This window comes from Nocardioides sp. Z24_21, from assembly GCF_058134345.1.
This window is the reverse complement of the sequence record NZ_JBYTTH010000005.1, coordinates 1-24501: the sequence shown is the minus strand read 5'-3', so window position 1 is coordinate 24501 and position 24501 is coordinate 1. Positions and strand designations below refer to the sequence as shown.

General features: G+C 72.3%; 22 protein-coding genes. 8 read left to right on the top strand and 14 right to left on the bottom strand.

Translation table 11 applies throughout. The features are described 5' to 3' along the window. Positions 1-60 precede the first annotated feature (60 nt). Both AC3X7Z_RS15475 and AC3X7Z_RS15470 read right to left on the bottom strand, forming a co-directional pair. On the bottom strand, positions 61-1224 hold the full coding sequence (locus AC3X7Z_RS15475) for an endonuclease/exonuclease/phosphatase family protein (protein WP_489976492.1): 1164 nt from the start codon (positions 1222-1224) through the stop codon (positions 61-63). 117 nt (positions 1225-1341) lie between these two features. Continuing rightward, the gene (locus AC3X7Z_RS15470) at positions 1342-3285 is read right to left on the bottom strand and encodes an endonuclease/exonuclease/phosphatase family protein (RefSeq protein ID WP_489976491.1); all 1944 of its coding nucleotides are present in this window, start codon (positions 3283-3285) and stop codon (positions 1342-1344) included. Positions 3286-3478: 193 nt separating this feature from the next. Between AC3X7Z_RS15470 and AC3X7Z_RS15465 the strand changes: the two genes are divergently transcribed. The 4 genes from AC3X7Z_RS15465 to AC3X7Z_RS15450 are packed head-to-tail and all read left to right on the top strand — an operon-like array spanning position 3479 to position 6805. Next, positions 3479-4747 carry a magnesium transporter MgtE N-terminal domain-containing protein gene (locus AC3X7Z_RS15465; protein WP_186341462.1) on the top strand — a complete coding sequence of 423 codons (1269 nt, stop codon included), beginning with the start codon at positions 3479-3481 and terminating at the stop codon, positions 4745-4747. Continuing rightward, positions 4744-5256 carry a DUF1003 domain-containing protein gene (locus AC3X7Z_RS15460; protein ID WP_186341461.1) on the top strand — a complete coding sequence of 171 codons (513 nt, stop codon included), beginning with the start codon at positions 4744-4746 and terminating at the stop codon, positions 5254-5256. The genes AC3X7Z_RS15465 and AC3X7Z_RS15460 overlap by 4 nt, the downstream gene beginning before the upstream one ends. A gap of 31 nt (positions 5257-5287) precedes the next feature. Next, positions 5288-6448, top strand: coding sequence for an Mrp/NBP35 family ATP-binding protein (locus AC3X7Z_RS15455; RefSeq protein ID WP_489976490.1), 1161 nt, complete (start codon positions 5288-5290; stop codon positions 6446-6448). 27 nt (positions 6449-6475) lie between these two features. After that, positions 6476-6805 (top strand): sec-independent translocase, encoded by a 330-nt coding sequence (locus tag AC3X7Z_RS15450; RefSeq protein ID WP_186341459.1) that lies wholly within the window; start codon positions 6476-6478, stop codon positions 6803-6805. A 14-nt stretch (positions 6806-6819) separates the two neighbouring features. Here AC3X7Z_RS15450 and AC3X7Z_RS15445 read toward each other — a convergent pair whose 3' ends face one another. Beyond that, a complete protein-coding gene (locus tag AC3X7Z_RS15445; RefSeq protein ID WP_489976489.1) occupies positions 6820-7356 on the bottom strand; it encodes a hypothetical protein in 537 nt (178 codons plus the stop codon). Positions 7357-7467: 111 nt separating this feature from the next. Between AC3X7Z_RS15445 and AC3X7Z_RS15440 the strand changes: the two genes are divergently transcribed. Together AC3X7Z_RS15440 and AC3X7Z_RS15435 are read left to right on the top strand one after the other, a co-directional pair. Then, positions 7468-8154, top strand: coding sequence for a LysM peptidoglycan-binding domain-containing protein (locus AC3X7Z_RS15440; protein WP_489976488.1), 687 nt, complete (start codon positions 7468-7470; stop codon positions 8152-8154). After that, positions 8151-8669 carry an Rv3235 family protein gene (locus AC3X7Z_RS15435; protein ID WP_489976487.1) on the top strand — a complete coding sequence of 173 codons (519 nt, stop codon included), beginning with the start codon at positions 8151-8153 and terminating at the stop codon, positions 8667-8669. Before AC3X7Z_RS15440 ends, AC3X7Z_RS15435 begins: the two co-directional genes overlap by 4 nt. A 9-nt stretch (positions 8670-8678) precedes the next feature. Here AC3X7Z_RS15435 and secA read toward each other — a convergent pair whose 3' ends face one another. The 10 genes from secA to AC3X7Z_RS15385 form a co-directional block, all read right to left on the bottom strand. Beyond that, a complete protein-coding gene (secA, locus tag AC3X7Z_RS15430) occupies positions 8679-11525 on the bottom strand; it encodes a preprotein translocase subunit SecA (protein WP_489976486.1) in 2847 nt (948 codons plus the stop codon). Between the two features lie 15 nt (positions 11526-11540). Beyond that, positions 11541-12767: a winged helix-turn-helix domain-containing protein gene (locus AC3X7Z_RS15425; protein ID WP_206054524.1), complete on the bottom strand. Its 1227-nt coding sequence runs from the start codon at positions 12765-12767 to the stop codon at positions 11541-11543. A gap of 43 nt (positions 12768-12810) precedes the next feature. Further along, positions 12811-13446, bottom strand: coding sequence for a response regulator transcription factor (locus tag AC3X7Z_RS15420; protein ID WP_241005348.1), 636 nt, complete (start codon positions 13444-13446; stop codon positions 12811-12813). Positions 13447-13535: 89 nt separating this feature from the next. Then, complete coding sequence (gene hpf / locus AC3X7Z_RS15415) at positions 13536-14159, bottom strand: ribosome hibernation-promoting factor, HPF/YfiA family (RefSeq protein ID WP_186341454.1); 624 nt, start codon at positions 14157-14159, stop codon at positions 13536-13538. A gap of 400 nt (positions 14160-14559) precedes the next feature. Then, the gene (locus AC3X7Z_RS15410; RefSeq protein WP_186341453.1) at positions 14560-15333 is read right to left on the bottom strand and encodes a ComF family protein; all 774 of its coding nucleotides are present in this window, start codon (positions 15331-15333) and stop codon (positions 14560-14562) included. Between the two features lie 58 nt (positions 15334-15391). Next, on the bottom strand, positions 15392-17128 hold the full coding sequence (locus AC3X7Z_RS15405; RefSeq protein WP_186341452.1) for an LpqB family beta-propeller domain-containing protein: 1737 nt from the start codon (positions 17126-17128) through the stop codon (positions 15392-15394). Beyond that, positions 17125-18726 carry an MtrAB system histidine kinase MtrB gene (gene mtrB / locus AC3X7Z_RS15400; RefSeq protein WP_241005347.1) on the bottom strand — a complete coding sequence of 534 codons (1602 nt, stop codon included), beginning with the start codon at positions 18724-18726 and terminating at the stop codon, positions 17125-17127. The genes AC3X7Z_RS15405 and mtrB overlap by 4 nt, the downstream gene beginning before the upstream one ends. A gap of 10 nt (positions 18727-18736) precedes the next feature. Then, on the bottom strand, positions 18737-19435 hold the full coding sequence (mtrA, locus tag AC3X7Z_RS15395; protein WP_489976485.1) for an MtrAB system response regulator MtrA: 699 nt from the start codon (positions 19433-19435) through the stop codon (positions 18737-18739). Between the two features lie 52 nt (positions 19436-19487). Further along, positions 19488-20930 (bottom strand): adenosylhomocysteinase, encoded by a 1443-nt coding sequence (ahcY, locus tag AC3X7Z_RS15390; RefSeq protein WP_186341450.1) that lies wholly within the window; start codon positions 20928-20930, stop codon positions 19488-19490. A 92-nt stretch (positions 20931-21022) separates the two neighbouring features. Further along, complete coding sequence (locus tag AC3X7Z_RS15385) at positions 21023-22198, bottom strand: DUF808 domain-containing protein (protein WP_489976484.1); 1176 nt, start codon at positions 22196-22198, stop codon at positions 21023-21025. A 114-nt stretch (positions 22199-22312) separates the two neighbouring features. Here AC3X7Z_RS15385 and AC3X7Z_RS15380 point away from each other — a divergent pair, with 114 nt between their 5' ends. After that, entirely contained in the window at positions 22313-22900 is a 588-nt protein-coding gene (locus tag AC3X7Z_RS15380) for a DUF4240 domain-containing protein (RefSeq protein WP_489976483.1), read from the top strand. Positions 22901-22913: 13 nt separating this feature from the next. On the opposite strand, the gene AC3X7Z_RS15375 is transcribed toward AC3X7Z_RS15380, so the two are convergent. Then, the gene (locus tag AC3X7Z_RS15375; RefSeq protein WP_489976482.1) at positions 22914-23411 is read right to left on the bottom strand and encodes a GNAT family N-acetyltransferase; all 498 of its coding nucleotides are present in this window, start codon (positions 23409-23411) and stop codon (positions 22914-22916) included. Between the two features lie 371 nt (positions 23412-23782). Between AC3X7Z_RS15375 and AC3X7Z_RS15370 the strand changes: the two genes are divergently transcribed. Then, on the top strand, positions 23783-24501 hold a 719-nt coding region (locus AC3X7Z_RS15370; RefSeq protein WP_489976481.1), incomplete at its 3' end, for a DUF222 domain-containing protein.

The following is a 24501-nucleotide window of genomic DNA, read 5'->3' as shown; positions in this document are numbered from 1 at the left end:
TCGGCCGAGCGCCTCGCCCGCTCCTGGGCGCGCGCCCCCGGGCCTCCGGCGCGTCGGCGCCTACTCCCCCGTGCCGTCCTCGTCGTCGGGGACGTCGAGCACCCCGTCGGAGGTGAGCGTGGCCGTCGAATGGACCATCGCGTGGTCGGAGGCGTTGCCCGTGTCGGTCACCGCGTAGTCGGTGAAGGCGACACCCGTGGACCCGAAGATCCAGTCGACGCCCATCCGCGGCGGTGGCGAGCAGCCGCCGACCCCGCTGCCACCCGCGGCCGCGGTGAAGACGCCGGTGGCGGCGAAGCGGCAGAAGATCGCTTCGCGCTCGTTGTAGTCGCCGGTGGCGATGACCGGCAGCCCCTCGGCCTGGTGGAGCTGGGTCAGGTGGGACACCTCGATGGCCGCGGCCTCGGCCCGCCAGCGCCCGTTGCTGCCCAGCCTCGCGGTGTCGGCCGGGTTGTGGAAGTTGGCGAACCACGCGCGCCGGCCGGTGCTGGTCGACTCCAGCAGCACGACCGGCATGGCGATGCGGCTGCCGCCGGCGTAGGGGATGGACAGCGTGTGGGCATCCACCATCCGGAACATGTCGGAGCGCCACGCGATGTTGAACCGCACCGACTTGTTGCCCAGCGTCATGCCCGGGTAGAGGGAGTACTCCCCCGCCCGCGCGGTGAACATGGTGTGCTGGCTCTGCTCGAACTCCTGGAACCCCACCACGTCGATGCCGTTGCTGCGCAGCGTGGAGATGGCCATGTCCATGCGCGGACCGCCGTCGGGGTAGCCCGGCTTGTTGCCGCCCGGGCCGGTGTGGGAGTCGCCGAGGACGTTGAAGCTCGCGACCTGGAACTCGATGGGCTGGTTGCGCCTCTCGGCCACCTCGACCTGGCGCGAGACCCGCTGGGCGAGCCGGCGCTGGGCGGCGCGGAAGCGGCGTACGGACGCCTCGAGCTGCTCGGGCTCGTGGTGCTCGGGCTCGGCACCGGGCGACCCGGCGCCTCCATCGCCCGCGGCCTCGTCGTCGCCCTCGTCGTCGGCCTCGTCGTCGGTCCCCGTGGCGCCGGAGACGGCCGTGGCCCGCGACTCACGGTCGCTCTCGACCGCCGCGTCGGACCAGAACGACGCCCACACCACGGCCGCGACCACCGCCAGCACGAGCACCGGCGCCCAGAGCTCGAGGCGCGCGCGGCGACGGCCGGACGCGGGCTCGGGGTCGGTCACGGGGTCGGTCACGGCCACCTTCTGCGAGGGGTGAGCCGACTGCCCCCGGCGGAGACTCCACGCCGGGCGTGGACGGCTCGGAGAGCCAACCCTAACCGGGCGCCGCCACCGGGGAGCAAATATCGCCGATCAGGACCCCGGCACCAGCAGCGGGTCGAAGGCCTGGAAGCGCTGCTCGGTGTTCATCGTCGAGCCCGGCACCGGCGGCACGCCGAGGGCGCGCGTGACGAGGTTGGTGAGGTCGCCGACCCGGATCGGCTGGGCGCCGGAGTAGCCGACCTGCTGCTTGCCGGGGGAGGTGGCCGACGGGTTGAGCCCGTAGAGGTCGCTGCCGGCCGGGACACCCGGGCCGGTCACCCACATGGGCACGCGGTAGCTCTGCGCCCAGGTGCGGGAGGAGCCACGCGCCTTCTGCGCGCCGCCGGTGCCGGTGACGACCAGCAGCGTCGTGCCACCCATGGTCGGCGACTTGGCGATGCTGCGACGGATGCTCGCGACGCGCTGGAAGGCCTTGCGCACCGCCTTCTCGTAGTCCTTGCCCCGGAAGCCGCCGTCGAGACCGGCGTCGAGCACGCCCGACAGCTCGATCACGCTCAGCTGGGCGGGCTTGCGCGCGATGGTGTCGCGCCACCAGCCGACGCTGCGCGAGTCGTCACGCATGATCTTGAACCGGTCGATCTTCGCCGGGCCGTCGTCGACGCCGTAGGGGTCCTTGCCGCCCGTCTTGCGGTTCCAGCTGCGCAGCACGAGCCCGGTCTCCTGACGGCTCGAGGCGAACATCGTGCGCGCGGAGTTGTTGTGCGCGAGGTCGAAGACGCTCGAGACGTACTGCCCGGCCGAGTCGTGCACCGTCGAGGGCAGCTTCTTCGTGGCACCGACGCCGTGGCCGCCCGCCTTGGGGAAGACGCGTCGGCCGCTGAGCAGCGACATCAGGTTGGCGTCGGGCCCGGTGTTCTCGGTCGCCGTGCGCGCATTGGTGGTCGACGCGCCGTTGGTGGCCATCCGCGAGGCCTCCCCGGGGGCGCTCGTGCCGCGTACCGCGTTCGAGGTCAGGCCGGGCACGGCCACGACCACGACGTGGTCGACGCCGACGGGCGCCGAGGCGGGGACGACCGCATTGGCGTAGTAGAGCGGGTGGTCGCTGGTGCGGGAGACGTAGTCGTTCCACACGCGGGTGTAGCTGTTGAAGAACACGTCCTTGGTGCCCAAGATCCAGTCGATCGCACCGCCGCTGGGCGGCTGGCACGTGCTGCCGTCGACGTAGCCACCGCTGGCGGACCACATGTCCGCACCAGGGGCCACGGCGCAGTAGTAGTCGCTGCCGCGCTCGTTCTTGTCGCCGAGGGAGATGAAGGGGGCGTCGGGGTAGGCGGCGCGCAGCTCATTGGCGAGCGCCACCTCCATCGCGAAGCCGGTGTTGCGCCACGCCTGGGCGGGCCCACGGGTGTCGGCGGGGTTGTGGGTGTTGAAGAACCACACCCGGCGCCCGGTGTCGATGTTCTGGAGCAGCACGGCCGGCATCCGGCTCGGCACGCCGTCGAAGTAGGGGATCGGGATGGTGCGGGCCTCGAGGAGGGTCCACACGTCGGTGCGCCAGCCGATCGAGTTCACCGACGGCCCGGCCGGGTTGTCGATGCCCGGGTAGGTCTGCCACGAGGTGCCCATCAGCTCCTGGAAGCGCAGCGCCTGCGGCGGCTGGAACTCCTGGAAGCCCACCACGTCGAGCAGGTTCTCCTGCAGGAGGCCGACCACCCGGTCCATCCGCACCACGCCGGACTCCCAGCCCTTGCGCTTGCCGCCGGGAGCGGTGTGGTCGGCGCCGAGGACGTTGAAGTTGCCCACCCGGAACGAGGTGGCCGGCGTGGTCTGGGCGGTGTCGAGCGCGCGCGCGGCCACCGGCGTCGCGGCCGGCTCGGCCGCGCGGGCCGTCGCGGGGCCGTCGGTGGCGGCCGGGGCCACCAGCAGCGCGGTCGCGAGGGCGAGCCCGCCGACGCAGAGGCGACGCAGGCTTCGGGGGCTTCGGGGGGAGGAGGTGCGCGCGGAAGCGGTCGTGCCGGACAGGAAACCGGACATGGAACGGGCCTCACAGATGTCGGGGAAGTGGCGTCGTCGAGGTGACCCGACCGCGACCCCTCACCGCACGCATCGCGTGCTTGGCCCGGGCCCCGGTCGATGTGACGGAAGTGACTCGTGCGACTTCAGCGTACACCAACCCCCCGGCGCGGACAGCGGTTCGCGGAGGACGCGGCACGCTACGGTGGCGGGCGTGAGCACCACCCCGACCCGCGTCTTCGTGGCCCGGCTCGTCGGGCTGCCGATCTTCGACCCGCAGGGCGACCAGGTGGCCAAGGTGCGCGACCTGGTGGTCGCGCTCCGCACCGAGACGAGCCAGCCGCGCGTCCTCGGCATGGTCGCCGAGGTGTTCGGCCGACGCCGGATCTTCGTGCCGATGACCCGCATCACCGCCATCGACAGCGGTCAGGTGCACACCACAGGGCTGCTCAACATGCGGCGCTTCGAGCAGCGGTCCACCGAGACCCTCGTGGTGGGCCAGATGCTCGACCGCACCGTGACCATCAAGGAGTCGGGCGTGACGGGCGTGGTCTACGACGTCGCGATGGAGCAGGCGCGCAACCGCGACTGGGTGCTCTCCCGGGTCGCGGTGCAGGAGCCCAGCAGGGGGTTCCGGCGCCGGGGGCAGACCCATGTCGTGGAGTGGCGCGACGTCACCGGGCTGACCCGGCAGGAGCCGACCCAGGGCGCCACCCACCTGATCGCGGCGCTCAACGACATGCGACCGGCCGACGCGGCCAACGTGATCCACGACCTCCCGCCGGAGCGGCGGACGGCCGTGGTGGCGGCGCTCGGCGACGAGCGCCTCGCCGACGTGCTCGAGGAGCTGCCCGACGAGGACCAGGTGGAGATCCTCGAGCACCTCGACTCCGAGCGCGCCGCCGACGTGCTCCAGGAGATGTCGGCCGACGACGCCGCCGACCTCATCGCCGACCTCAGGCCCGAGATCGCGGCGACCCTGCTGGGACTGATGGAGCCCGACGAGGCCGAGGACGTGCGGCGGCTGATGTCCTATGAGGACGACACCGCCGGCGCGATGATGACCCCCGAGCCGGTGATCCTCTCCCCCGACGCGACCATCGCCGACGCCCTCGCCCAGGTGCGCAACCCCGAGCTCACCCCGGCCCTCGCCGCGCTCGTCTACGTGTGCCGCCAGCCGCTCGAGACGCCCACCGGGCGCCTCCTCGGCGCCGCGCACATCCAGCGGCTGCTGCGCGAGCCGCCGTCGACCCTGGTCGCGGCGGCGCTGGACGAGTCGATGGACCCGCTGCGCCCCGACGCCTCCCTCGACGAGGTGGCCGCCCACCTGGCCACCTACAACCTGGTCGCCGCGCCGGTCGTCGACGACGAGGGGCGGCTGATCGGGGCGGTGACGGTCGACGACCTGCTCGACCACATGCTGCCCGAGGGCTGGCGCGACCGTGCCCCGCGGCCCGGGCCCATCGCCGGAGGTGCCCGATGAGCGCAGACCGTCGCCCGCGGCTCGACACGCCCCGCGAGACGCGACGCCCGCTGGTGCGCCGGCCCACGGTGGACGCCGACGCGTTCGGTGTCTTCGCCGAGTCGTTCGCGCGCTACATGGGCACCGCGAAGTTCCTGCTGTGGATGACGATGTTCGTCGCCGCCTGGCTCGCGTGGAACACCCTCGCGCCCACCGACCTGCGCTTCGACGAGTTCCCGTTCATCTTCCTGACGCTGATGCTCAGCCTGCAGGCGTCGTACGCCGCGCCGCTGATCCTGCTCGCCCAGAACCGCCAGGAGAACCGGGACAAGGTGCTCGCCGAGCAGGACCGCCGGGTCAACGCGCAGTCGCAGGCCGACATGGAGTTCCTGGCCCGCGAGGTGGCGTCGCTGCGCATGGCCGTCGGGGAGGTCGCCACCCGCGACTTCCTCCGCTCGGAGCTGCGCGGGCTGATGGGCGACATCGAGGACCTGTCCCGCCGGGCACCCGGCGACGAGCCGGGACCGTGAGGTCACGGGGCGGCTCGTAGACTTCTGCATCATGAGCACCCCCACGCAGCAGCAGGTGATGGACGCCCTGGCGACCGTCAACGACCCGGAGATCAAGCGCCCCATCACCGACCTGGGGATGGTCGACTCCGTCGCGGTCGCCGAGGGCGGCTCGGTCGCGGTGCACGTGCTGCTGACGGTGGCCGGCTGCCCGCTCAAGGACACCATCAACCGCGACGTCACCGCGGCGGTGACCAAGGTCCCGGGCGTCGCCTCGGTCGACCTCACCCTGGGCGTGATGAGCGCCGAGCAGCGCGCCGGCCTCAAGGAGATCCTCAGCGACGGCCGCGCCCAGCGCGAGATCCCCTTCGCCCAGCCCGGCTCGCTGACCAAGGTCTACGCGATCGCCAGCGGCAAGGGCGGCGTCGGCAAGTCGTCCGTCACGGTCAACCTCGCGCTGGCGATGGCGGCCCAGGGCCTCAAGGTCGGCGTCGTCGACGCCGACATCTACGGCCACTCGGTGCCGGCGATGCTCGGCATCGCCGACGCCCGCCCGACGCAGGTCGACGACCTGATCATGCCGGTGCCGACGCCGTCCGGGGTCTCGGTGATCTCGATCGGCATGCTCAAGCCGCGCCGCGACCAGGTCGTGGCCTGGCGTGGGCCGATGCTCGACCGCGCGCTCGTGCAGATGCTCGCCGACGTCTACTGGGGCGACCTCGACGCCCTGCTCCTCGACCTGCCGCCCGGCACCGGCGACGTGGCCATCTCGCTCGGCCAGCACCTGCCCAACGCCGAGGTCGTCGTCGTCACCACCCCGCAGGAGGCGGCCGCCGAGGTCGCCGAGCGTGCCGGCACGATGGCCTCGATGATGCACCAGCGGGTCGTCGGCGTCGTCGAGAACATGAGCTACCTCCCCTGCCCGCACTGCCCGGCCGAGGACGACCACCGCCTCGAGGTCTTCGGCAGCGGCGGTGGCGCCCGGGTCGCCCGGACCCTCTCGGAGCGGTTCGGCTACGACGTGCCGGTGCTGGCCCAGATCCCGCTCGACATCTCGCTGCGCGAGGGCGGCGACGTCGGCAAGCCCATCGTGGAGGCCGACCCGACCGCCCCGGCCGCGCGCGAGCTCACCCGGGTCGCCGAGACCCTGTCCGGTCGCGGCCGTGGTCTCGCGGGCATGCAGCTCGGGCTGACCCCGTCCAGCAAGTTCTGACCGGGGCCAGGCAGTAGGTTCTGGGGCATGTTCGACGTCGGGCTGCTCGAGCTGGCCGTGATCGCCCTCGTGGCGGTCATCGTGCTGGGTCCCGACAAGCTGCCCGACCTCGCGCGGCAGGCCGCCCAGCTGCTCCACCGGGCCCGCGGGCTCGCCACCAACGCCCGTGACGAGCTGCGCAGCGAGCTCGGCCCCGAGTACGCCGACCTGGAGCTGCGCGACCTCGACCCGCGCTCGATCGTGCGCAAGCACATCACCGAGGCGATGGCGGAGGTCGACCGCGAGGAGGCCCGGTCCGCCCGGCAGGCCTCGCTCCCCGAGGGCCAGGTGCCGCCCTACGACGTCGAGGCCACCTGACCCCTGACCCGGGCTCAGTCCTCTCGGCTCTGCACGGCCACCAGCCCTGCGTAGGGGACCAGCACCGCCCGACCGGCCGGGTCGCGGCACTCCACGAAGTCGGCGCCGACGCGCTCGACGTGCGCCTCGTGGCGGGTGCCGTCGACGAGGTGCACCACGCACCGCTCACCCGCGTCGGCCACGCGGCGCAGGGCCGCGCGCAGACCGAGCCGGTCGACCGGCGACCACGCCACCTCGGGCACCGAGCGCCCGCTCGCGCCGCGCACCGCGGTGACGGCGCGCAGCGGCACGATCCAGTCCTGCCCCGCCGCGCCCAGCAGGCACCAGTCCTCCGCCACCCGGGACAGCCTGCCCTCCAGCCGCCCGAGGTGGGGCAGGTCGAGCGCGACGTCCTGTCCGCGCGAGGCCATCAGCCGACTGGCGAGGGTGACCGTGCCGTACTCGGTGCGGACCCGGTCGGCGAGCTCGGCCTCCCGGTCGGCCTCCCACGCCGCGGCCGCCTGCCCCTCGAGGTCGTCGAGCAGCGCGAACAGCTCGTGCTCCCAGGACATGACCGCAGCCTAGGGCGGCGCGGGGCTGTGGAACAGCCGTTGACGACAGCCACATCCAGACGTTGAATGAATCAAACACACGCAAACGAAAGGATTGCGATGTCTCGGGGGATGCGTGCAGGCCGGTGGGGCGCCGTGTGGCTGGGGTCGAGCGCTGCCGCCGCCTCGGCGGCATGGTCGCTGCCCGCCGCCTGGCACGAGGCGGGGCAGGGCTCGGCCTCCGCCGACCGCACCGCCGAGGTCGTGGTCGCCGGGTGCGCCACGGCGCTGGCCGCGGCGCTGGCCTGGCTCTGGGTGGTGACGTCGGTGACGGTGGCTGCGCTCGCGAGGGGCTCGGTCCCGACGGGTGGTGGGGCCGCGCGCCGCCTGGTGCTCGCCGCCTGCGGCGTGGCCGTGGTGGCCGGCGGGGCACTTCCCGCCCAGGCCGCGGCAGGCGACGGCGCCGAGGTGCTCGCCGGGCTCCGGCTCCCCGAGCGGGCCGTCACGCCCGCCGTGGTCGCGCGCACCGGCGCGCATCGCGCGGCGCCCGCGGACTCCTCCCCCGCTGGCCGCCCGGTGGGCGAGGAGGACTACGTCGTGCGGGCGGGCGACTCCCTGTGGTCGATCGCGCGGGCGCACCCCGCGCCCGGCACCGACACGGAGACCCGGTGGCGCGCCATCTGGCACCACAACCGCGCCGTGGTCGGCGACGACCCCGACCTGATCCATCCCGGCCAGGCGCTCCGCCTGCCCGCCAGCCACCCCGACACCGACATCCCCACGGGCACAGACACCGACACGGACGGAGAACGACAATGAGCACTCCCGACACCGCCGACGCCGAGGTCGTCGTCCTGCGACCCGCCCCGGGCAGGGCCAGCGTCCAGGGGGCGCTCGCGCTCGACCTGACCCCGCGCACCGCTCCCCCGCGCCCCCGGCTGCGCAGCACCCGCGCGAGCGACCTCGTCGACCTGGAGCGGGCCTCGCGGGAGCAGGTCGACGCATTCGTCGGCCGCTGCCTGCAGGCCGCCGTGGAGATCGCCGCCGGCGACCGGCCGGTCACCCAGCTCCTGCGCCACGCGGTGCCGGAGGTGGTGGACTCGCTGTCCGTACGCGCCCGCACCGTGGCGGCGGCGGGCGGGCTCGCGCCGGGTCGGGTCCGCGCGCCCAACCCCGCGCGTCCCGTCGTGGTCGGCGTGCGCACCGCCCTGATCCGCTGCGACGCGCTCGAGGCGAGCGCGCACGTGCGCTACGGCCGCCGCTCCCGCGCGGTGGCCGCGCGGTTCGAGGTCGTCCGCGAGCGCTGGCAGTGCGTCGCGCTCGAGCTCGGCTGATCCCGCTCGTCAGCCGCCCATGGTCGCGCGACCGCTGGCGCCGCCCGGGGCGCCGTGGCAGCGCTTGAACTTCAGCCCGGAGCCGCAGGGGCACAGCGAGTTGCGGCCCACGCCGGCGAACGGGTCGCCCTCGGCGTCGGGTGCGGCGTGGACCTCGGCCTCGCCGTCCTCCGACGGTGCGCTGTAGGACAGGTTCTTGGGGCGGTTGGGCTTGTCGAGGCCCTTGGCGCGGATGGTCGGTCCGTGCGACTGCGCCTGGGCGAAGTCGATCTGGGGAGTCGCGGCGGAGACCTGCGGCGCCTGCGGAGCGGCCGCCATCACCTCGCCCTGGGCGGGCTCGCCGGCCGCGTCGTCGTCCTCCTCCTCGACCTCGACCTGGAGGTTGAACAGGAAGCCGACCGACTCCTCCTTGATGCCGTCCATCATCGCGGTGAACATGTCGAAGCCCTCGCGCTGGTACTCCACGAGCGGGTCGCGCTGGGAGTAGGCGCGCAGGTAGATGCCCTCGCGGAGGTAGTCCATCTCGTAGAGGTGCTCGCGCCACTTGCGGTCGAGCACGGAGAGGACGACCCGGCGCTCGAGCTCGCGCTGGACCTCCTCGCCCATCTCGTCCTCGCGGCGGTCGTAGGCCTCCTGCACGTCGCGCTGGAGGTCCTCGATCAGCGACTCACGGGTGAGCCCCTCGGGGCCGCCCGCGGCCTTGATGACGCCCTCCTTGGTGAGGCCGACCGGGTAGAGCTGGCCCAGGGCGGTGAACAGGCCGTCGAGGTCCCACTCCTCCGCGTAGCCCTCGGTCGCGCCGCGGACGTAGCCGGCGATCACGTCGTCGAGGAAGCCGCGGATCTGCTCGCCGAGGTCGGCGCCCTCGAGCACGCGGCGGCGCTCGGCGTAGATGACCTCACGCTGGCGGCTCATCACGTCGTCGTACTTGAGGACGTTCTTGCGCGACTCGAAGTTCTGCGACTCGATGTTGGCCTGGGCGCCGGCGATGGCGTTGCTGACGCGCTTGGCGTCGATCGGCACGTCGTCGGGGACCTTGAGGACCGTGAGGATCCGGTCGACCCACTCCGACTTGAACAGCCGCATCATCTCGTCCTGCAGCGACAGGTAGAAGCGGGACTCCCCGGGGTCGCCCTGACGGCCCGAGCGACCGCGCAGCTGGTTGTCGATGCGGCGCGACTCGTGACGCTCGGTGCCGACGACGTAGAGACCGCCGAGCTCCCTGACCTCGTCGTGCTCGGCCGCGACCCGGGCCTTGATCCGCTCGACCATCTCGGGCCACGCGGCGTCGTAGGCCTCGGGGTCCTCGGCGGGGTCGAGGCCCTGCTTGCGCAGCTCCTGGTCGGCGAGGAAGTCGACCGAGCCACCGAGCATGATGTCGGTGCCTCGACCGGCCATGTTGGTCGCGACGGTGACCGCGCCCTTGTGGCCGGCCAGCGCGACGACCTTGGCCTCGTCGGCGTGCTGCTTGGCGTTGAGGACGGTGTGCGGGATGCCGCGCTTCTTGAGCAGGTCGGAGAGGTACTCCGACTTCTCCACCGACACGGTGCCGATGAGGACCGGCTGGCCCTTCTCGTGGCGCTGGGCGACGTCGTCGGCGACAGCGTCGTACTTCGCCTCCTCGGTGCGGTAGACGAGGTCGACGTTGTCGACGCGCAGCATGGGGCGGTTGGTCGGGATCGGGACGACGCCGAGCTTGTAGATCTTGTCGAACTCCGAGGCCTCGGTCATCGCCGTGCCGGTCATGCCGGAGAGCTTGTCGTAGAGGCGGAAGTAGTTCTGCAGCGTGATGGTGGCGAGGGTCTGGTACTCCTCGCGGACGGTCACGCCCTCCTTGGCCTCGATGGCCTGGTGCAGGCCGTCGTTGTAGCGGCGACCGGCCAGGATGCGGCCGGTGTGCTCGTCGACGATGAGCACCTCGCCGTCCATGACGACGTACTCCTTGTCCTTGCGGAACAGCTCCTTGGCCTTGATGGAGTTGTTGAGAAAGGAGATGAGCGGGGTGTTGACCGAGTCGTAGAGGTTGTCGATGCCGAGGTGGTCCTCGACCTTGGTGATGCCGGGCTCGAGCACCGAGATCGTGCGCTTCTTCTCGTCGACCTCGTAGTCGGTGTCACGCACCAGCGTCCGCGCCACCTTGGCGAACTCGCCGTACCACTTGACCTCGTCCTGGGTCGGGCCGCTGATGATCAGCGGGGTGCGGGCCTCGTCGATGAGGATCGAGTCGACCTCGTCGACGATGGCGAAGTTGTGCCCGCGCTGGACGCACTCCTCGACCGAGTCGGCCATGTTGTCGCGCAGGTAGTCGAAGCCGAGCTCGTTGTTGGTGCCGTAGGTGATGTCGCAGGCGTAGGCCTCGCGGCGCTCGGCCGGGCGCATCGACGGCAGGATCACGCCGGTCGTGAGGCCGAGGAAGTGGTGGACGCGGCCCATCTGCTCGGACTGGAACTTCGCGAGGTAGTCGTTGACCGTGACGACGTGGACGCCCTTGCCCTCGAGGGCGTTGAGGTAGGACGGCAGCACGGCGACGAGCGTCTTGCCCTCACCGGTCTTCATCTCGGCGATGTTGCCCAGGTGGAGCGCCGCGGCGCCCATCACCTGCACGTCGAAGGGACGCATGCCGAGCACGCGCTTGCTCGCCTCGCGGACCGTGGCGAACGCCTCGGGCATGATGTCGTCGAGCGTCTCCCCGTTGGCGAGCCGCTCGCGGAACTCATCGGTCATCCCGCGGAGCTCCTCGTCGCTCATCGAGACGAAGTCGTCCTCGATGGCGTTGACGGCCTTGGACACGGCTTCGAGCTCACGGAGGATCTTGCCCTCGCCGATGCGGAGGAGCTTGTCGATGATGGCAGGCACGAGTGGTAACTGTACCTACCTCGACAACGCCGCTCCCAATGCACGCGACAGCGCGCCCCGCTCCCCCACGATCACGTCGTCCAGGCCCAGCCACCCGGCCAGCCGGCGCAGCTCGCCCGCGAGCTCGTCGGCCGTCTCCGGCGGGGCGGACGCCTCGGCGAAGGCGCCCGGGACGAGCAGGCGCCCCGACGCCCGGTCGGCCTTGAGGTCGACACGGGCGACCAGGCGGTCACCGAGGAGGAACGGCAGCACGTAGTAGCCGTGGATCCGCTTCTCCGCCGGCACGTAGATCTCGATGCGGTAGAAGAAGTCGAACAGGGCCTCGGCCCTGCTGCGCTCCCACACCACGGGGTCGAAGGGGCTGAGGAGGGCCCGGGCACCGACGCGGCGCGGCAGCCGGGCGTCGCGGTGGAGGTAGGCCGCGCGCTTCCAGCCCTGCACCGCGACCGGGACCAGCTCGCCCGACTCCACGAGCTCGTCGACGGCGGCCTTCGCGCTGGCCTTCCCCGGCGCGGGCTGCAGCCGCAGGCGGTAGTAGTCGGCCAGGCACGCGGCGCTCGCCACGCCGTGGGAGCGGGCCGCCCTGCGGACGAGCTCGGTGACCGCCTCCTGAGGGGTAGGCGTGGGCGCGGCGAGGACGGCGGCGGGGAGCACCCGCTCGGGAAGGTCGTAGACCACCTCGAACTGGCTGTTGCGACCGGCCACCGCGACGTCACCCACGAGGTAGAGGTAGTCGAGGACTTTGCGGGCCTCGGACCAGTTCCAGCCCCAGTGCTCCCTGGTGCGCGGCCCGGTGCTGAGGTCGTCCTCGAGGTCGCGCGCCGTCACCGGCCCGCGCTCGCGCACGGCGTCGAGCACCCGCGGCTCGAGCCTCGGGTCGGCGGTGAACCCCCACTTGCCGCGCTCGCCGCGGTACTTCTCCATCCGGTGGCGCATCAGCGGCCACAACTCGACCGGCATCAGCGCCTGGACGTGCGCCCAGTACTCCACGAGCCGGCGCGGCCGGCGCGCCGTGTGGGTCTGCGCGCGACGCAGCAGCTCGACGTCGTAGGGACCCGTCCGCGAGTAGAGCGGCATGAAGTGCGCGCGCTGGAGCACGTTGACCGAGTCGACCTGGAGCACGCCGGTGCGCGCGAGCGTGCGCTCGAGGGTCGCCATGGACGGCGTGGCGTGCGGGCGATCGGTGAAGCCCTGCGCGGCCAGCGCGATGCGCCGGGCCTGGAGCTTCGTGAGCTGGTCCACGTCGCGCACTCAACCAGACGGCACCGACACCCTCAGCCGCTCGTCAGGGCAGGTCGAGCAGCTTCTCGCGCATCGCGTACATGACCGCCTCCATGCGGGAGTGCAGCTGCAGCTTCTCCAGGATGTTGCGCACGTGGTTCTTGACGGTGTTCTCCGAGATGAAGAGCTCCTTGGCGACCTCGCGGTTGTTGAGGCCCTTGGCCACCAGCCGGAGGACCTCGAGCTCACGCTCGGTGAGCCGCAGCGCCGGGCCCTGCTCGCGCTCGGGCTTGGACATCTGCTTGAACTCGTCGATGAGCTTGACGGCCATCGACGGGCTGATCAGCGACTGGCCCTCGTTGACCACGCGGACCGCCTGGGCGACCTCCTCGATCGAGGAGTCCTTGAGGAGGTAGCCGGCTGCGCCGTTCTTGACCGACTCGTAGAGGTCGGCCTCCTCGTCGGAGACGGTCAGCATGATGATCTTGGTGGCCGGCACGGCCTCCTTGATCGCCCGGCAGGCCTCGACGCCGGTGCGGCGCGGCATGCGGACGTCGAGGAGGATCACGTCGGGCGCCGTGGTGATCGCCAGGTCGGTCGCGGTGATGCCGTCGGCGGCCTCGCCGACCACCTCGATGTCGCTGTCGCCGCCGAGCAGCATGATCAGGCCGCGACGGAACAGCTCCTGGTCGTCGACCACCAGGACACGGACGGGTTCGGTGCCAACTGCTGTTGCCTCGGTCACGCGCGCATCATGTCATGCGCGCGTGACCGGGGGCAGGTGAAGCGTCAGTCGAGCTCGAGCGAGATGACGCCGTAGTCGTAGCCGCGGCGGCGGTAGACGACCGCAGGACGCTCGCTCTCCTTGTCGACGAACAGGTAGAAGTCGTGCCCGACGAGCTCCATCTCGTAGAGCGCCTGGTCGAGCGTCATCGGGGACGCGGTGTGCGACTTCTCGCGCACCACGAGCGGACCCTCGCCGGTGACGGTGATCGGCCCGACCTTGTGCTCGACGACCTCGGTGTCGGCGTCGGCGTCGCTGTCGGTGTCGTCCACCTCGGGCAGCGCTGCCAGCGCCTCGCCGACCGACAGGTGCTCGTTGCGTCCCTTGTGGACCCGGCGCCGGTCGGCGGCACGGCGCATCTGCGCCTGCATCTTGTCGAGGGCCAGGTCGAGCGCCCCCATCTTGTCCTCGGCCGCTGCCTCGGCGCGGATCACCGGGCCCTTCGAGAAGGCGGTGAGCTCGACCCTGGTGGACCGGTCGGCCTGGCGGGGGTTCTTCTCCACGGCCACCTCGACCTGCACGCGGATGATGCGGTGGTCGTGCTTCTCCAGGCGGGTGAGCTTCTCGGACACGTGCTCGCGGAACCGGTCGGACACCTCGCAGTGCCGTCCCGTGACCACAACCTCCATGTGAACCTCCTCAACTAGCGAACGGTCCGCACCCTTCCAGGTAGCCACGGCGGCACACCGCCGCGGCGGGGTGGGATGGAGCCCGCCCGGCCGACCTGGTCTTCGACCCCACAACCGCCTGCTGAGACGTTCGCAACTTCTCCGTCACTACTGGCCTTCTCCCGGCATCCGGCACATCTGGTGCCGGAGACGGGGCAGGACTTACTTCTAAGCCGCACCGTGATCGTCCCTCGGGCAGCGCGCTGCGGAGCACCGCAGTGCCCGGGGACTTACGTGGACCGTTTCGCCTGCGACTGGCATCGGCTTGCCACGGGTCTGGCCTGGCGTCCCACCTCGCGGTGCGGCGCACAGCCCTCTCCGTGACGCAACCACGGACCCGGGCGGACTCCATGACAAAACGCTAGCCCCTCCCCTGTCGCGAACCAACAGTGGGGCCACCAGTCGGGCCGCCACGCCCTCCTCCGCCCGATGGGCCTTCCGACCGGCCCTCCCGGTCACGCCGTCGGGTGCCGGCCACCGCGGCCACGGCGACCGGTGGCAGGCCCACCGCCTCGAGCGCCCGCTGGGCCTCGCGGGCGGTCGACCCCGTGGTCACCACGTCGTCGCAGACCACGACGAAGGCCGCGCGACGGCGACGAGCCACGCGTGCCAGCGCGCGGGAGGGACAGTGCATCGAGCCCGCGACGTTGGCCGCACGGCCCGCCGCGTCGAGCCCGGCCTGGTCCGCGGCACCCCGCGAGACGAGCAGCGGCGCGACCTCGACCGGACGCTCGCCCCGCAGGCGCGACGCGGCCGCCCGGGCGAGCGCGGCGGTGGCCTCGTAGCCGCGCCGGCGACCCGCGCCGGGGCTCGACGGGACCGGGACGAGCAGCAGCGGGACGCGGGGGTCGAGGCCCGCCGCGGCGGCGCCCACGGACCGGGCGAGCAGGTCGCCGAGCACCCGTCGGTGCCCCCACTGGCCGCGGTCCTTGTGGCCGACCACCAGGGCGCGGACGGCGCCGTCGTAGGACTCCGCGACCCACGGCGGCACCAGCCCCTCGGGGACGGGCGAGGGCCACGCGATCCCCGCGGTGCGCGACAGCCCGGCCCGGCACGCCGGGCACAGCATCCGGCCCGGCAGGTCGCACCCCACGCACCGGCTGCCGAGGAACAGGTCGAGCGCCTCGTCGAGCACGCCGCCATGCCAGCAGCCCGAGGCGTACGACGACAACCCCCGTCGCGGCGGCTGTGGATCAGCCGACGTAGGTCAGCGCGCGCAGGCCCTGCGGCAGGTCGGGCACCGCACGCTCGGGGCGGGTAACGCTGGTGACGGCGCGGCCGGCCAGGGCGTAGACCTCACCGTCGGCAGGACTCGACACGAGCACCCGGGTCGGCCCGCGCAGCAGCGTCGCGCCGCCCGCGGCGATCTCGCCGGGGGCACCGTCCACCGCGAGCGTGCGCACGTCGGAGTAGTCGTCGTTGATGACGCTCAGGACCGACACCGTGGTGGGCGAGCGCCAGCCGACGTCGCGGATCCGGGCACTGCCCTCGGCGGGCAGGGCGAGCGTCTGCGGCTCGGTGAAGCCGATGACCGCGCCCGCGGCGTCGTGCCGGAGCCGGACCGACACGACCCTGTCGACCTTGCGCCCCCGGACCACACCGACCAGCCGGGTGCCGTCGCGGGAGACGACCAGGTCGGTGACGCGCCGGCCGCTGAGCCCGGGCACGACGACCTCGCCGGCGACCCCGTCGACGACCTGGATCACCCTGGCCCGGCCGTTGCCGCGGTCGAGCACCCAGATCCGGTCGCGGTAGTCCCAGTGCGGGGCCGCCAGGTCGGCGGCGCCGACCACGACGGTCGCGACCTCGCCGGAGGGCGCGTCGGTGGGGGCGAGGACCAGCTCGGTGCCGGTGGCCGTGACCCCGGCGACGCGCGAGCCGGTGAGGCTGACGCCGATGGAGCGCAGGTCGTAGCCGGACTCCTCCTGCCCCAGCGGTCCTGCGGTCGGGACCAGCTCGTCCATCCGGCCGCTGACCACGCGCCCGGTGTCGAGGGCGAACAGGTCGGTGCTGGCCGGCACCCCGTTGGGGTCGTAGGCGCCCCCGAACTGGAGGCTGACCTGCGGCGATCCGCTCGGCCCGGCGATGGCCCGTCCGCCGATGCTGAGCTGCACGGCGCTGATCCGCGGCTCCTGCCGCAGCGTCCACACCAGCTGGGCCAGCATCCGCTGGGCGGTCAGCTCGTCGACGGCGTCCGGGTCGCCCGACAGCGACACCTCGGCGATGCCCGAGGTGATCGGCACGAGGCCGTGGGTGGTGCCGGGCGGGAAGTAGCTGCGCGTGACGTCGCGCAGGTCCTGCGCGGAGCCGGTGAGCAGCCCGCGCACGAGCGAGGAGGCGAACTGCTCGCCGCGCGGGACGAAGACCGGCTCCGGCACGAGCACCTCGGTCGCCGGGTCGAAGTAGTAGAGCGAGGCGCGCTCGTACCAGTCGTCGAACCACGAGTCGGGGACGATCAGCGCGTCGGGCACCTCGTCGATGCGCCACTCGCCGCCCTCCTCGACGAGCCGGAGCGGCACGGTGGTCTCCCCCTGCGTGCGCTTCCACGACCCGCGGACGTCGTAGCGGTTGACCTCGGTCAGCGGCACCCGGACCGAGGTGCCGGCGGTGGCGTCACCCAGCTCGGCGTACGTCATGATCTGCTGCTCGGGCGCCCACGCCTCGGCGGCGGCGTTCGAGAGGAACTGCCGCGCCACGGTGGGGCTCACCGGGGTCGCCTTCATCGCCTCGAAGAACCCGTCGACGATCTCCCCGGGCGACTCACCGGCCTGCGGCGGGCGCGGGTCGTAGGAGATGCCGGGGGCGTCGTCGCTGTCGGTGGTGACCTCCGACTCCACGACCGGTCCCTCGACGGGCATGCGCACGCACCCGGCGAGCAGGACCGCCACGGCCACCGCGCCCGTCGTACGCACGGCGCGCCGGGCGTTCACGCCGTCACCCGGGCGTCGAGGGGCACGAGGGGCAGCGGCGAGTGGCGCAGCTGGGTGCCGAGGTGTCGAGGCAGGGTGAGCCGGAACTGGGCGCCCTCGCCGGGACGACCCCACGCCTGGAGCCAGCCGCCGTGGAGGTGGGTGTCCTCGAGCGAGATCGAGAGCCCGAGCCCGGTGCCGCCACTGGTGCGGGCCCGCGCCGGGTCGGCGCGCCAGAAGCGGTTGAAGACCATCGCCGACTCGCCGGGGCCGAGGCCGACCCCGTGGTCGCGCACCGCGATGGCGGCCGACTGGCCGTCGGCGCCGACGTAGATGTCGACGTCGCGGCTCTCCGCGTGGTCGATGGCGTTGGTGACCAGGTTGCGCACGATGCGCTCCACGCGGCGCACGTCGGCCTCGGCGACGCACGGCACGCCGGGGTCGTGCAGCACGACGCGGGTGTCGCGCTGATCGGCGAGCACGGACGTCATGTCGACCACCCGCCGGGCGACGTCGACGAGGTCGACGTCCTCGGCCTCGAGCACCGCCGCCCCCGCGTCGAAGCGGCTGATCTCGAGCAGGTCGGCGAGCAGCGTCTCGAAGCGGTCGAGCTCCTTCTGCAGCAGCTCCGCCGCGCGACCGGTGACCGGGTCGAGGTGCGGGCGGGCGTCGTGGATGACGTCGCTGGCCATCCGGACGGTGGTGATCGGGGTGCGCAGCTCGTGGGAGACGTCGGAGACGAAGCGCCGCTGGAGCCGGCTGAGCTCCTCGAGCTGGCGGATCTGCTTCTGCAGGTTGGACGCCATCTGGTTGAACGACGTCGCCAGCCGGGCCAGGTCGTCCTCGCCGGTGACCCGCAGCCGCTCCTGCAGCTGGCCGGCGGCAAGGCGCTCGGCGACACGACGCGCCATCCGGATCGGGGTCACCACCTGGCGGGTGACGAGCCACGTCAGGCCGGCCACCAGGAGGAGCAGCGGCACGCCCGCGATGAGCATGGCGCGGCCGACCAGGGCGAGGGTCTCCTGCTGCTCGGCGAGCGGGTAGAGGTAGTAGAGCGTGTAGGTGTTGTCGTCCGCCGGCAGCCGCACCTGGCTGCCCACCACGATGCCCGGGCCCTTGGGCAGCCCCTGGATCGGGCGGGTGGTGCGGATGTCGGTGTAGGTCCACGCCGTCGGGGACACCTCGTCGAAGCGGGCCTCCAGCGTCTCGGGCACGCTCGCGAGGTCGAGCCCCTCGGTGAACTTGGCGCCGCCGTCGGCCAGGCGGAGGCCCTCGCCGATGGGCGGTGACAGCACGACGGCGAAGCCGCGGGTCGCGCCGCGCGCCTGGATGGGCTCGACGAGGGCCTGCTGCTGCGCCGACTCGTCGACGTCGAGCCCGGGGGCGGCGGCCAGCGCCGCGCGCGCGGCCTCGGTCTCGCTCTCGGCCTCCTGCACCACGGCATCGACCCGGTGGTCGAGCAGGCCGGCGCGCGTCTGCTGCATCAGGAACCAGCCGACGATGCCCACCACGGCAGCGGACAGCAGGACCGTGCTCACCACGACGCGCGCCTGCACCGAGCGCCGCCAGAAGACGGGCCCGCGCCGCAGCACCGGTGGGAGCCGGTCGAGGATGCTCACCGCAGGGCGCCTAGGACTTGCCGGCCTTGTAGCCGACACCGCGCACCGTCAGCACGACCTCGGGGTTCTCCGGGTCGTGCTCGACCTTGGAGCGCAACCGCTGCACGTGCACGTTGACCAGCCGGGTGTCGGCGCTGTGCCGGTAGCCCCAGACCTGCTCCAGCAGCACCTCGCGGGTGAAGACCTGCCAGGGCTTGCGGGCCAGGCACACCAGCAGGTCGAACTCGAGGGGGGTCAGGTTGATCGGCTCGCCGTTGCGCGTCACCGAGTGTCCGGCGACGTCGATCGACACGTCGCCGATGGTCAGGCCCTCGTCCTGCGTGACGTCGTTGCGACGCACCCGCGCGCGCACCCGGGCGATGAGCTCCTTGGGCTTGAACGGCTTGACGATGTAGTCGTCGGCGCCGGACTCCAGGCCGACGACCACGTCGACCGTGTCGCCCTTGGCGGTGAGCATCACGATCGGCACGCCGGACTCGGCGCGGATCTCCTTGCACACGTCGATGCCGTCCTTGCCGGGCAGCATCAGGTCGAGCAGCACCAGGTCGGGCCGGTAGTCACGGAACGCGTCGAGGGCCAGGTCGCCGCGGCCCACGATGCGGCTGTCGAAGCCCTCCTGGCGCAGCACGATGGAGAGCATCTCCGCCAGGGACGCGTCGTCGTCCACGACGAGCACGCTGCCCCGCGCGGGCTCGGCGACGTCGGTCATGGCGCCAGTGTAGGGCTGGCGCCATGACCCGACGGGGCGAAGCGGGAACGGCTCAATAGCGGTAGTGGTCGGACTTGAAGGGCCCCTCGACCGGGACGCCGAGGTAGGCGGCCTGCTCCTTGGTGAGCTCGGTCAGCTCGACGCCGAGGGCGTCGAGGTGGAGCCGGGCGACCTCCTCGTCGAGGTGCTTGGGCAGCACGTGGACGCCCAGCTCGTAGGAGTCGGCCTTGGAGAAGAGCTCGATCTGGGCCAGCACCTGGTTGGTGAAGGAGTTGGACATCACGAACGACGGGTGGCCGGTGGCGTTGCCCAGGTTGAGCAGGCGGCCCTCGGACAGCACGATGACCTTCTTGCCGGGCTTGCCGTCCTCGGCGGGGAAGATCCACTGGTGGACCTGCGGCTTGATCTCGTCCTTGACGATGCCGGGGATCCTGGCCAGGCCGGCCATGTTGATCTCGTTGTCGAAGTGACCGATGTTGCCGACGATCGCCTGGTGCTTCATCTTGTGGAAGTGCTCTACGGTGATGATGTCGAAGTTGCCGGTGGTGGTGATGAAGATGTCGGCGGTCTCGACGACCGACTCGAGGCGGCGCACCTCGTAGCCGTCCATCGCGGCCTGCAGCGCGCAGATGGGGTCGATCTCGGTCACGATGACGCGGGCGCCCTGGCCGCGCAGCGACTCCGCGCAGCCCTTGCCGACGTCGCCGTAGCCGCAGACGACGGCGACCTTGCCGCCGATCATCACGTCGGTGGCGCGGTTGATGCCGTCGATCAGCGAGTGGCGGCAGCCGTACTTGTTGTCGAACTTGGACTTGGTGACCGAGTCGTTGACGTTGATCGCCGGGAACAGCAGGGTGCCGTCCTTGAAGCGCTCGTAGAGGCGCAGCACGCCGGTGGTCGTCTCCTCGGAGACGCCCTTGACGAGCGGGGCGCGCTTGGTCCAGCGCTGCGGGTCGGCCTCGAGCGAGCGGGCCAGGACGCGCAGCACCTCCTTGAACTCCTCGTTGTCGGTGGAGTCCTGCGACGGGACGGCGCCCGCCTTCTCGTACTCGACGCCGAGGTGCAGCAGCATGGTGATGTCGCCGCCGTCGTCGAGGAGCATGTTGGGCCCGCCCTCGGCGAAGTCGAAGACCTTCTCGGCCTCGTCCCAGTACTCGGCGAGGGTCTCGCCCTTCCACGCGAAGACGGGGACGCCCTTCGGGTCCTCGGGCGTGCCGTCACGCCCGACGACGACCGCGGCGGCGGCGTGGTCCTGGGTGGAGAAGATGTTGCAGGTGGCCCAGCGGATGTCGGCGCCGAGAGCCGCGAGGGTCTCGATCAGCACGGCCGTCTGGATCGTCATGTGCAGCGAGCCGGCGATGCGCGCGCCCTTGAGCGGCTGGTCCTTGCCGTAGCGCTCGCGCATGGCCATCAGACCGGGCATCTCGTGCTCGGCGAGCTCGATCTCCTTGCGGCCGTAGGCGGCGAGGGTGAGGTCGGCGACCTTGAAGTCCATCAGTTGTCTCCTGGTGTGGTGGAGCCGTTCGCGCCGCACATCTGTGCGTCCTCGGGATCTCCCGCGCGGACCAGAAGAGAGTAGGACCGGCGTCAGGGATTCGGAGAATCCTCGGCGGGCGGCTCGACGGCCGTCGAACCGGCGGTCCTGCCGGGCTCGTCGCGGGCCGTCGTGCCGCTCTTCGCGCCGTGCTCGGCGCCGTCCGCGGTGCCGTCCGCGGCGCCGTCCGCGGTGCCGTGCTCGGCGTCGTGCTCGGCGCCGTGGCCGCCCCCGATGCCGACGGCGTGCAGGGCAGCCAGCACGATCGCGCCGACCACCAGGCCGACGACGCCGGACAGGACGGTGTTGAGCAGCCAGCCGAGGAGGCTCCCGAACGCGCCACCCACGGCGTCGTGGACGGCGACCTCCCAGTGGTGCACGAGGTCGTACGGCGCGTGCAGCACGTCGCCGAAGGTCGTGCCCTCGAGCAGCCCGTCGTGCCCGCCGATCTCGTAGAGGCTGACCAGGAAGATGTGGCCGCCGACCCACAACATCGCGAGCGTGCCGATGAGCGAGATCGCCGTGAGCAGGCGCGGCATGGCGGAGACGAGCGCCAGGCCGAGTCGCTGGGAGCCCTTCGACGGCTTCTCGGCGAGGTGCAGGCCGACGTCGTCCATCTTCACGATCAGCGCGACCACGCCGTAGACCAGCACCGTGATGAGCACGGCGACGACGGCCAGCACGATCGCCCGCATCCAGATGGACGCGTCGGGGTCGGAGCCGACGACCTCCTTGAGCGCGATCACCATGATCTCGGCGCTGAGGATGAAGTCGGTGCGGATCGCGCCGCTGATCGTCTTCGCCTCGTGCTCGGGGCTCAGCTCGCCCGTCGCGGTGAGCTCGTCCTCCGCCGCGGCCGCCACCGGCTCGTGGCCCCTGATCTTCTCCCACACCTTGTGCGCGCCCTCGTAGGCGAGGAAGCCACCGCCGAAGATGAGGATGACCGGCAGCAGCTCGGGAAGGAACTGCCCCAGCAGCACTGCGGCCGGCAGGATGAACAGCAGCTTGTTGCGCAGCGAGCCGATCGCGATCTTCTTGATGATCGGCAGCTCGCGCGCGGCGGGCGATCCGTGGAGGTACTGCGGGGTGACCGCGGTGTCGTCGACGACCACGCCGGCGGCCTTCATGCTCGCGCGGGCCGCGGCGGCGCCGACGTCGTCCACGCTCGCAGCGGCGATCCGTGCCAGGGCGGCGACGTCGTCGAGCAGGGCGAACAGTCCGCCGGCCATGGGTGATCCTCGCGTCAGTGTGTGGGGGTCGTACGTCGGGCGTGCTGAAGCCTATCGACGGCCGGTGAGTCGTCTGCTCCCCCGGGCGGCGGTGGGTGTGCGAGACTCCGCCCCATGATGAGGACCGGCCGGACGCGGGCCGCGGTGGTGGCCTGGCTGCTGACGCTGTGCACCGTGGCGGCCGGCTGCTCGAGCGACCCCGTCGAGCCGGTCACCACCGAGGCGTGGGTGGAGTCGGACGATCCGCCGCCCTACTGCGCACCGTCCACCGACGCCGACGACGACTTCTGGTCGATCGTGCACTCCTCGTGCGTCATCGCGCAGGACGGTGACGTCGCCCAGGCCGAGGCTCTCCGCCACCTGCTCGACTCCTACGGCACGGGCCGGATCGAGCGCTTCCACCGGTCGTTGGTCCGGCTCAACCACGAGCTCGCGGTCGCCTCGGACGTGGCCGACGACCTGTGCGCACCGGGACTCGGCCTCGGCGACGACCTGGGCACCGACTACCGGAGCTGGGTGATCGCGCACGGGCAGTCGGCGTACGACGCGGTGCTGGCGGACCCCGACGTGCTCCGCGACTTCCCCGACGCCGAGCTCGGCTGCGGGCTCGGCGAGCCCTTCGGCGCGGCGGCCCTCGACCTCTACCTCGACCGGACCGGCCAGGGTGTCGACGAGGCCGGACTGCCGGTGCTGGCGGGCTGACGGCCACGCCCGGTCATCGTGCCTCCGACGGCGGTCGCCGGGTGTAGGTGAGGAGCTCGGCGTGGGGCGGGAGGGGGCCGCGGATGGGCTCGCCCGTCGGCTGCCACCCGTGCTTCTCCCAGAAGCGTCGCCCGCGCGCATTGCCGGCGTAGACGTGCAGGTGGGGGCGTTCGACGCCACGTGCTTCGAGGTGCTCGACCAGCTCGTCGTGCGCGAGCGTCGCCAGCCCGCTCCCCCACGTGTCCAGGGCGGTGCCGAAGTGCAGCACCTCCTCGGCCCGCAGCGCGGCGAAACCCGCCACCCGCCCGTCGGCCTCGACCACGAAGCACTCGACGCCGGGGTCCGCCACCTCGTCCCGCCACCGGGCCGCGATCACCTCGCGGGGAAACGGGTAGCGCTCCTGCGGGAACACCTCCGACAACCCCGCGACCGCCGCCGGCTCCTGGACGGCGACCACCGCGGGGATGTCCTGCTCGCGCATCTCGCGGAGGATGTGCAAGCGGTGGGCCATGTCGGGACAGTAGCCTCGCCGGATGGCGACACCGGTGCGTCCGACCCCGTCCGACACTGCCGACCACGCCTGGCTCATCGAGGAGCGGGAGCACGCGCGGCACGAGGTGGCCGAGCGATACGCCCGGTCCGGGGGCGACGGCCCTCCGGCCACGCGCCTGGATGCAGGCGTGGGCATGTGTCCGCAGGACCTCGTGGTCGAGAAGACCGCCCGCAGCGCCTACTTCCCTGGCTCCTCGGGACCTTCCCGGCCTCTTGGCGGCACGCGGCGACAGAGGCGCGAGATCCGCCTCGGGAACCGGGTCGAAGTTCCTGACCACTCACCGTCCACAGGCCTGTCCGCTGTCGGTGGCTCGCCGTAGAATCGAACACATGATCGAACTGCTGGCGAAGGCGGAGGCAGGTGGGGTCGACGACCTCACCGCCTCTGGCCTGCTCGCGCTCGCACGGGAGCAGAAGGCGACGGAGGAGCGGGCAGCCGCGGGGCTGCTCGTCACGGCGGCTCAGTGGGCGGACCTCCACCCGCCGGAGTCGATCCACCACGCGGCGACTTTCGCCGTGCCCGGCTGCGAGCACGAGGAGCCCATCGCGGGCGCCGGGACGCCGCTGGTGGCGGAGTTCTGCGTCGCCGAGCTCGGCGGCGTCCTCGGCATCTCGACGACTGCCGCGAAGAGACTCATCGGCCACGCCCTCGAGCTGCGCCACCGCCTCCCCCGGCTGTGGGCCCAGGTCCACGCCGGGCGGGTGCCGGCGTGGCGGGCCCGGGCGGTCGCCGAGGCCACGATCCACGCGACGCCGTCGCTGACGGTCGAGGCAGCTGCGTTCGTGGACGCCCAGGTCGCCGCCGTCGCCGGACGCATCGGGCCGGCGCAGCTCGACCGCCTCGTCGCCGAGACCATCAAGCGATTCGACCTCGCCGTCCCCGACCCGGCCTCCGATCCGGAGGACGGCTACCTCTACGTCGACCCCCGCCACGCCACCCTCCACGACCAGCACGTGCACTTCGCCGGCACCATGCGGTTCGAGGCCGAGCTCGACCTCGCCGACGCCCTCGACCTCGACCGCGCGCTCGCGCACGGCGCCGCGACCCT

Coding starts and splice junctions, on each gene's coding strand:
- hpf (WP_186341454.1), bottom strand. CDS start 14,159: ATGGAGGTTGTGGTCACGGGACGGCACTGCGAGGTGTCCGACCGGTTC.
- AC3X7Z_RS15385 (WP_489976484.1), bottom strand. CDS start 22,198: ATGGCCGGCGGACTGTTCGCCCTGCTCGACGACGTCGCCGCCCTGGCA.
- AC3X7Z_RS15450 (WP_186341459.1), top strand. CDS start 6,476: ATGTTCGACGTCGGGCTGCTCGAGCTGGCCGTGATCGCCCTCGTGGCG.
- ahcY (WP_186341450.1), bottom strand. CDS start 20,930: ATGGACTTCAAGGTCGCCGACCTCACCCTCGCCGCCTACGGCCGCAAG.
- AC3X7Z_RS15375 (WP_489976482.1), bottom strand. CDS start 23,411: ATGGCCCACCGCTTGCACATCCTCCGCGAGATGCGCGAGCAGGACATC.
- AC3X7Z_RS15470 (WP_489976491.1), bottom strand. CDS start 3,285: ATGTCCGGTTTCCTGTCCGGCACGACCGCTTCCGCGCGCACCTCCTCC.
- AC3X7Z_RS15455 (WP_489976490.1), top strand. CDS start 5,288: ATGAGCACCCCCACGCAGCAGCAGGTGATGGACGCCCTGGCGACCGTC.
- AC3X7Z_RS15380 (WP_489976483.1), top strand. CDS start 22,313: ATGATGAGGACCGGCCGGACGCGGGCCGCGGTGGTGGCCTGGCTGCTG.
- mtrA (WP_489976485.1), bottom strand. CDS start 19,435: ATGACCGACGTCGCCGAGCCCGCGCGGGGCAGCGTGCTCGTCGTGGAC.
- AC3X7Z_RS15435 (WP_489976487.1), top strand. CDS start 8,151: ATGAGCACTCCCGACACCGCCGACGCCGAGGTCGTCGTCCTGCGACCC.
- AC3X7Z_RS15445 (WP_489976489.1), bottom strand. CDS start 7,356: ATGTCCTGGGAGCACGAGCTGTTCGCGCTGCTCGACGACCTCGAGGGG.
- AC3X7Z_RS15440 (WP_489976488.1), top strand. CDS start 7,468: ATGCGTGCAGGCCGGTGGGGCGCCGTGTGGCTGGGGTCGAGCGCTGCC.
- AC3X7Z_RS15460 (WP_186341461.1), top strand. CDS start 4,744: ATGAGCGCAGACCGTCGCCCGCGGCTCGACACGCCCCGCGAGACGCGA.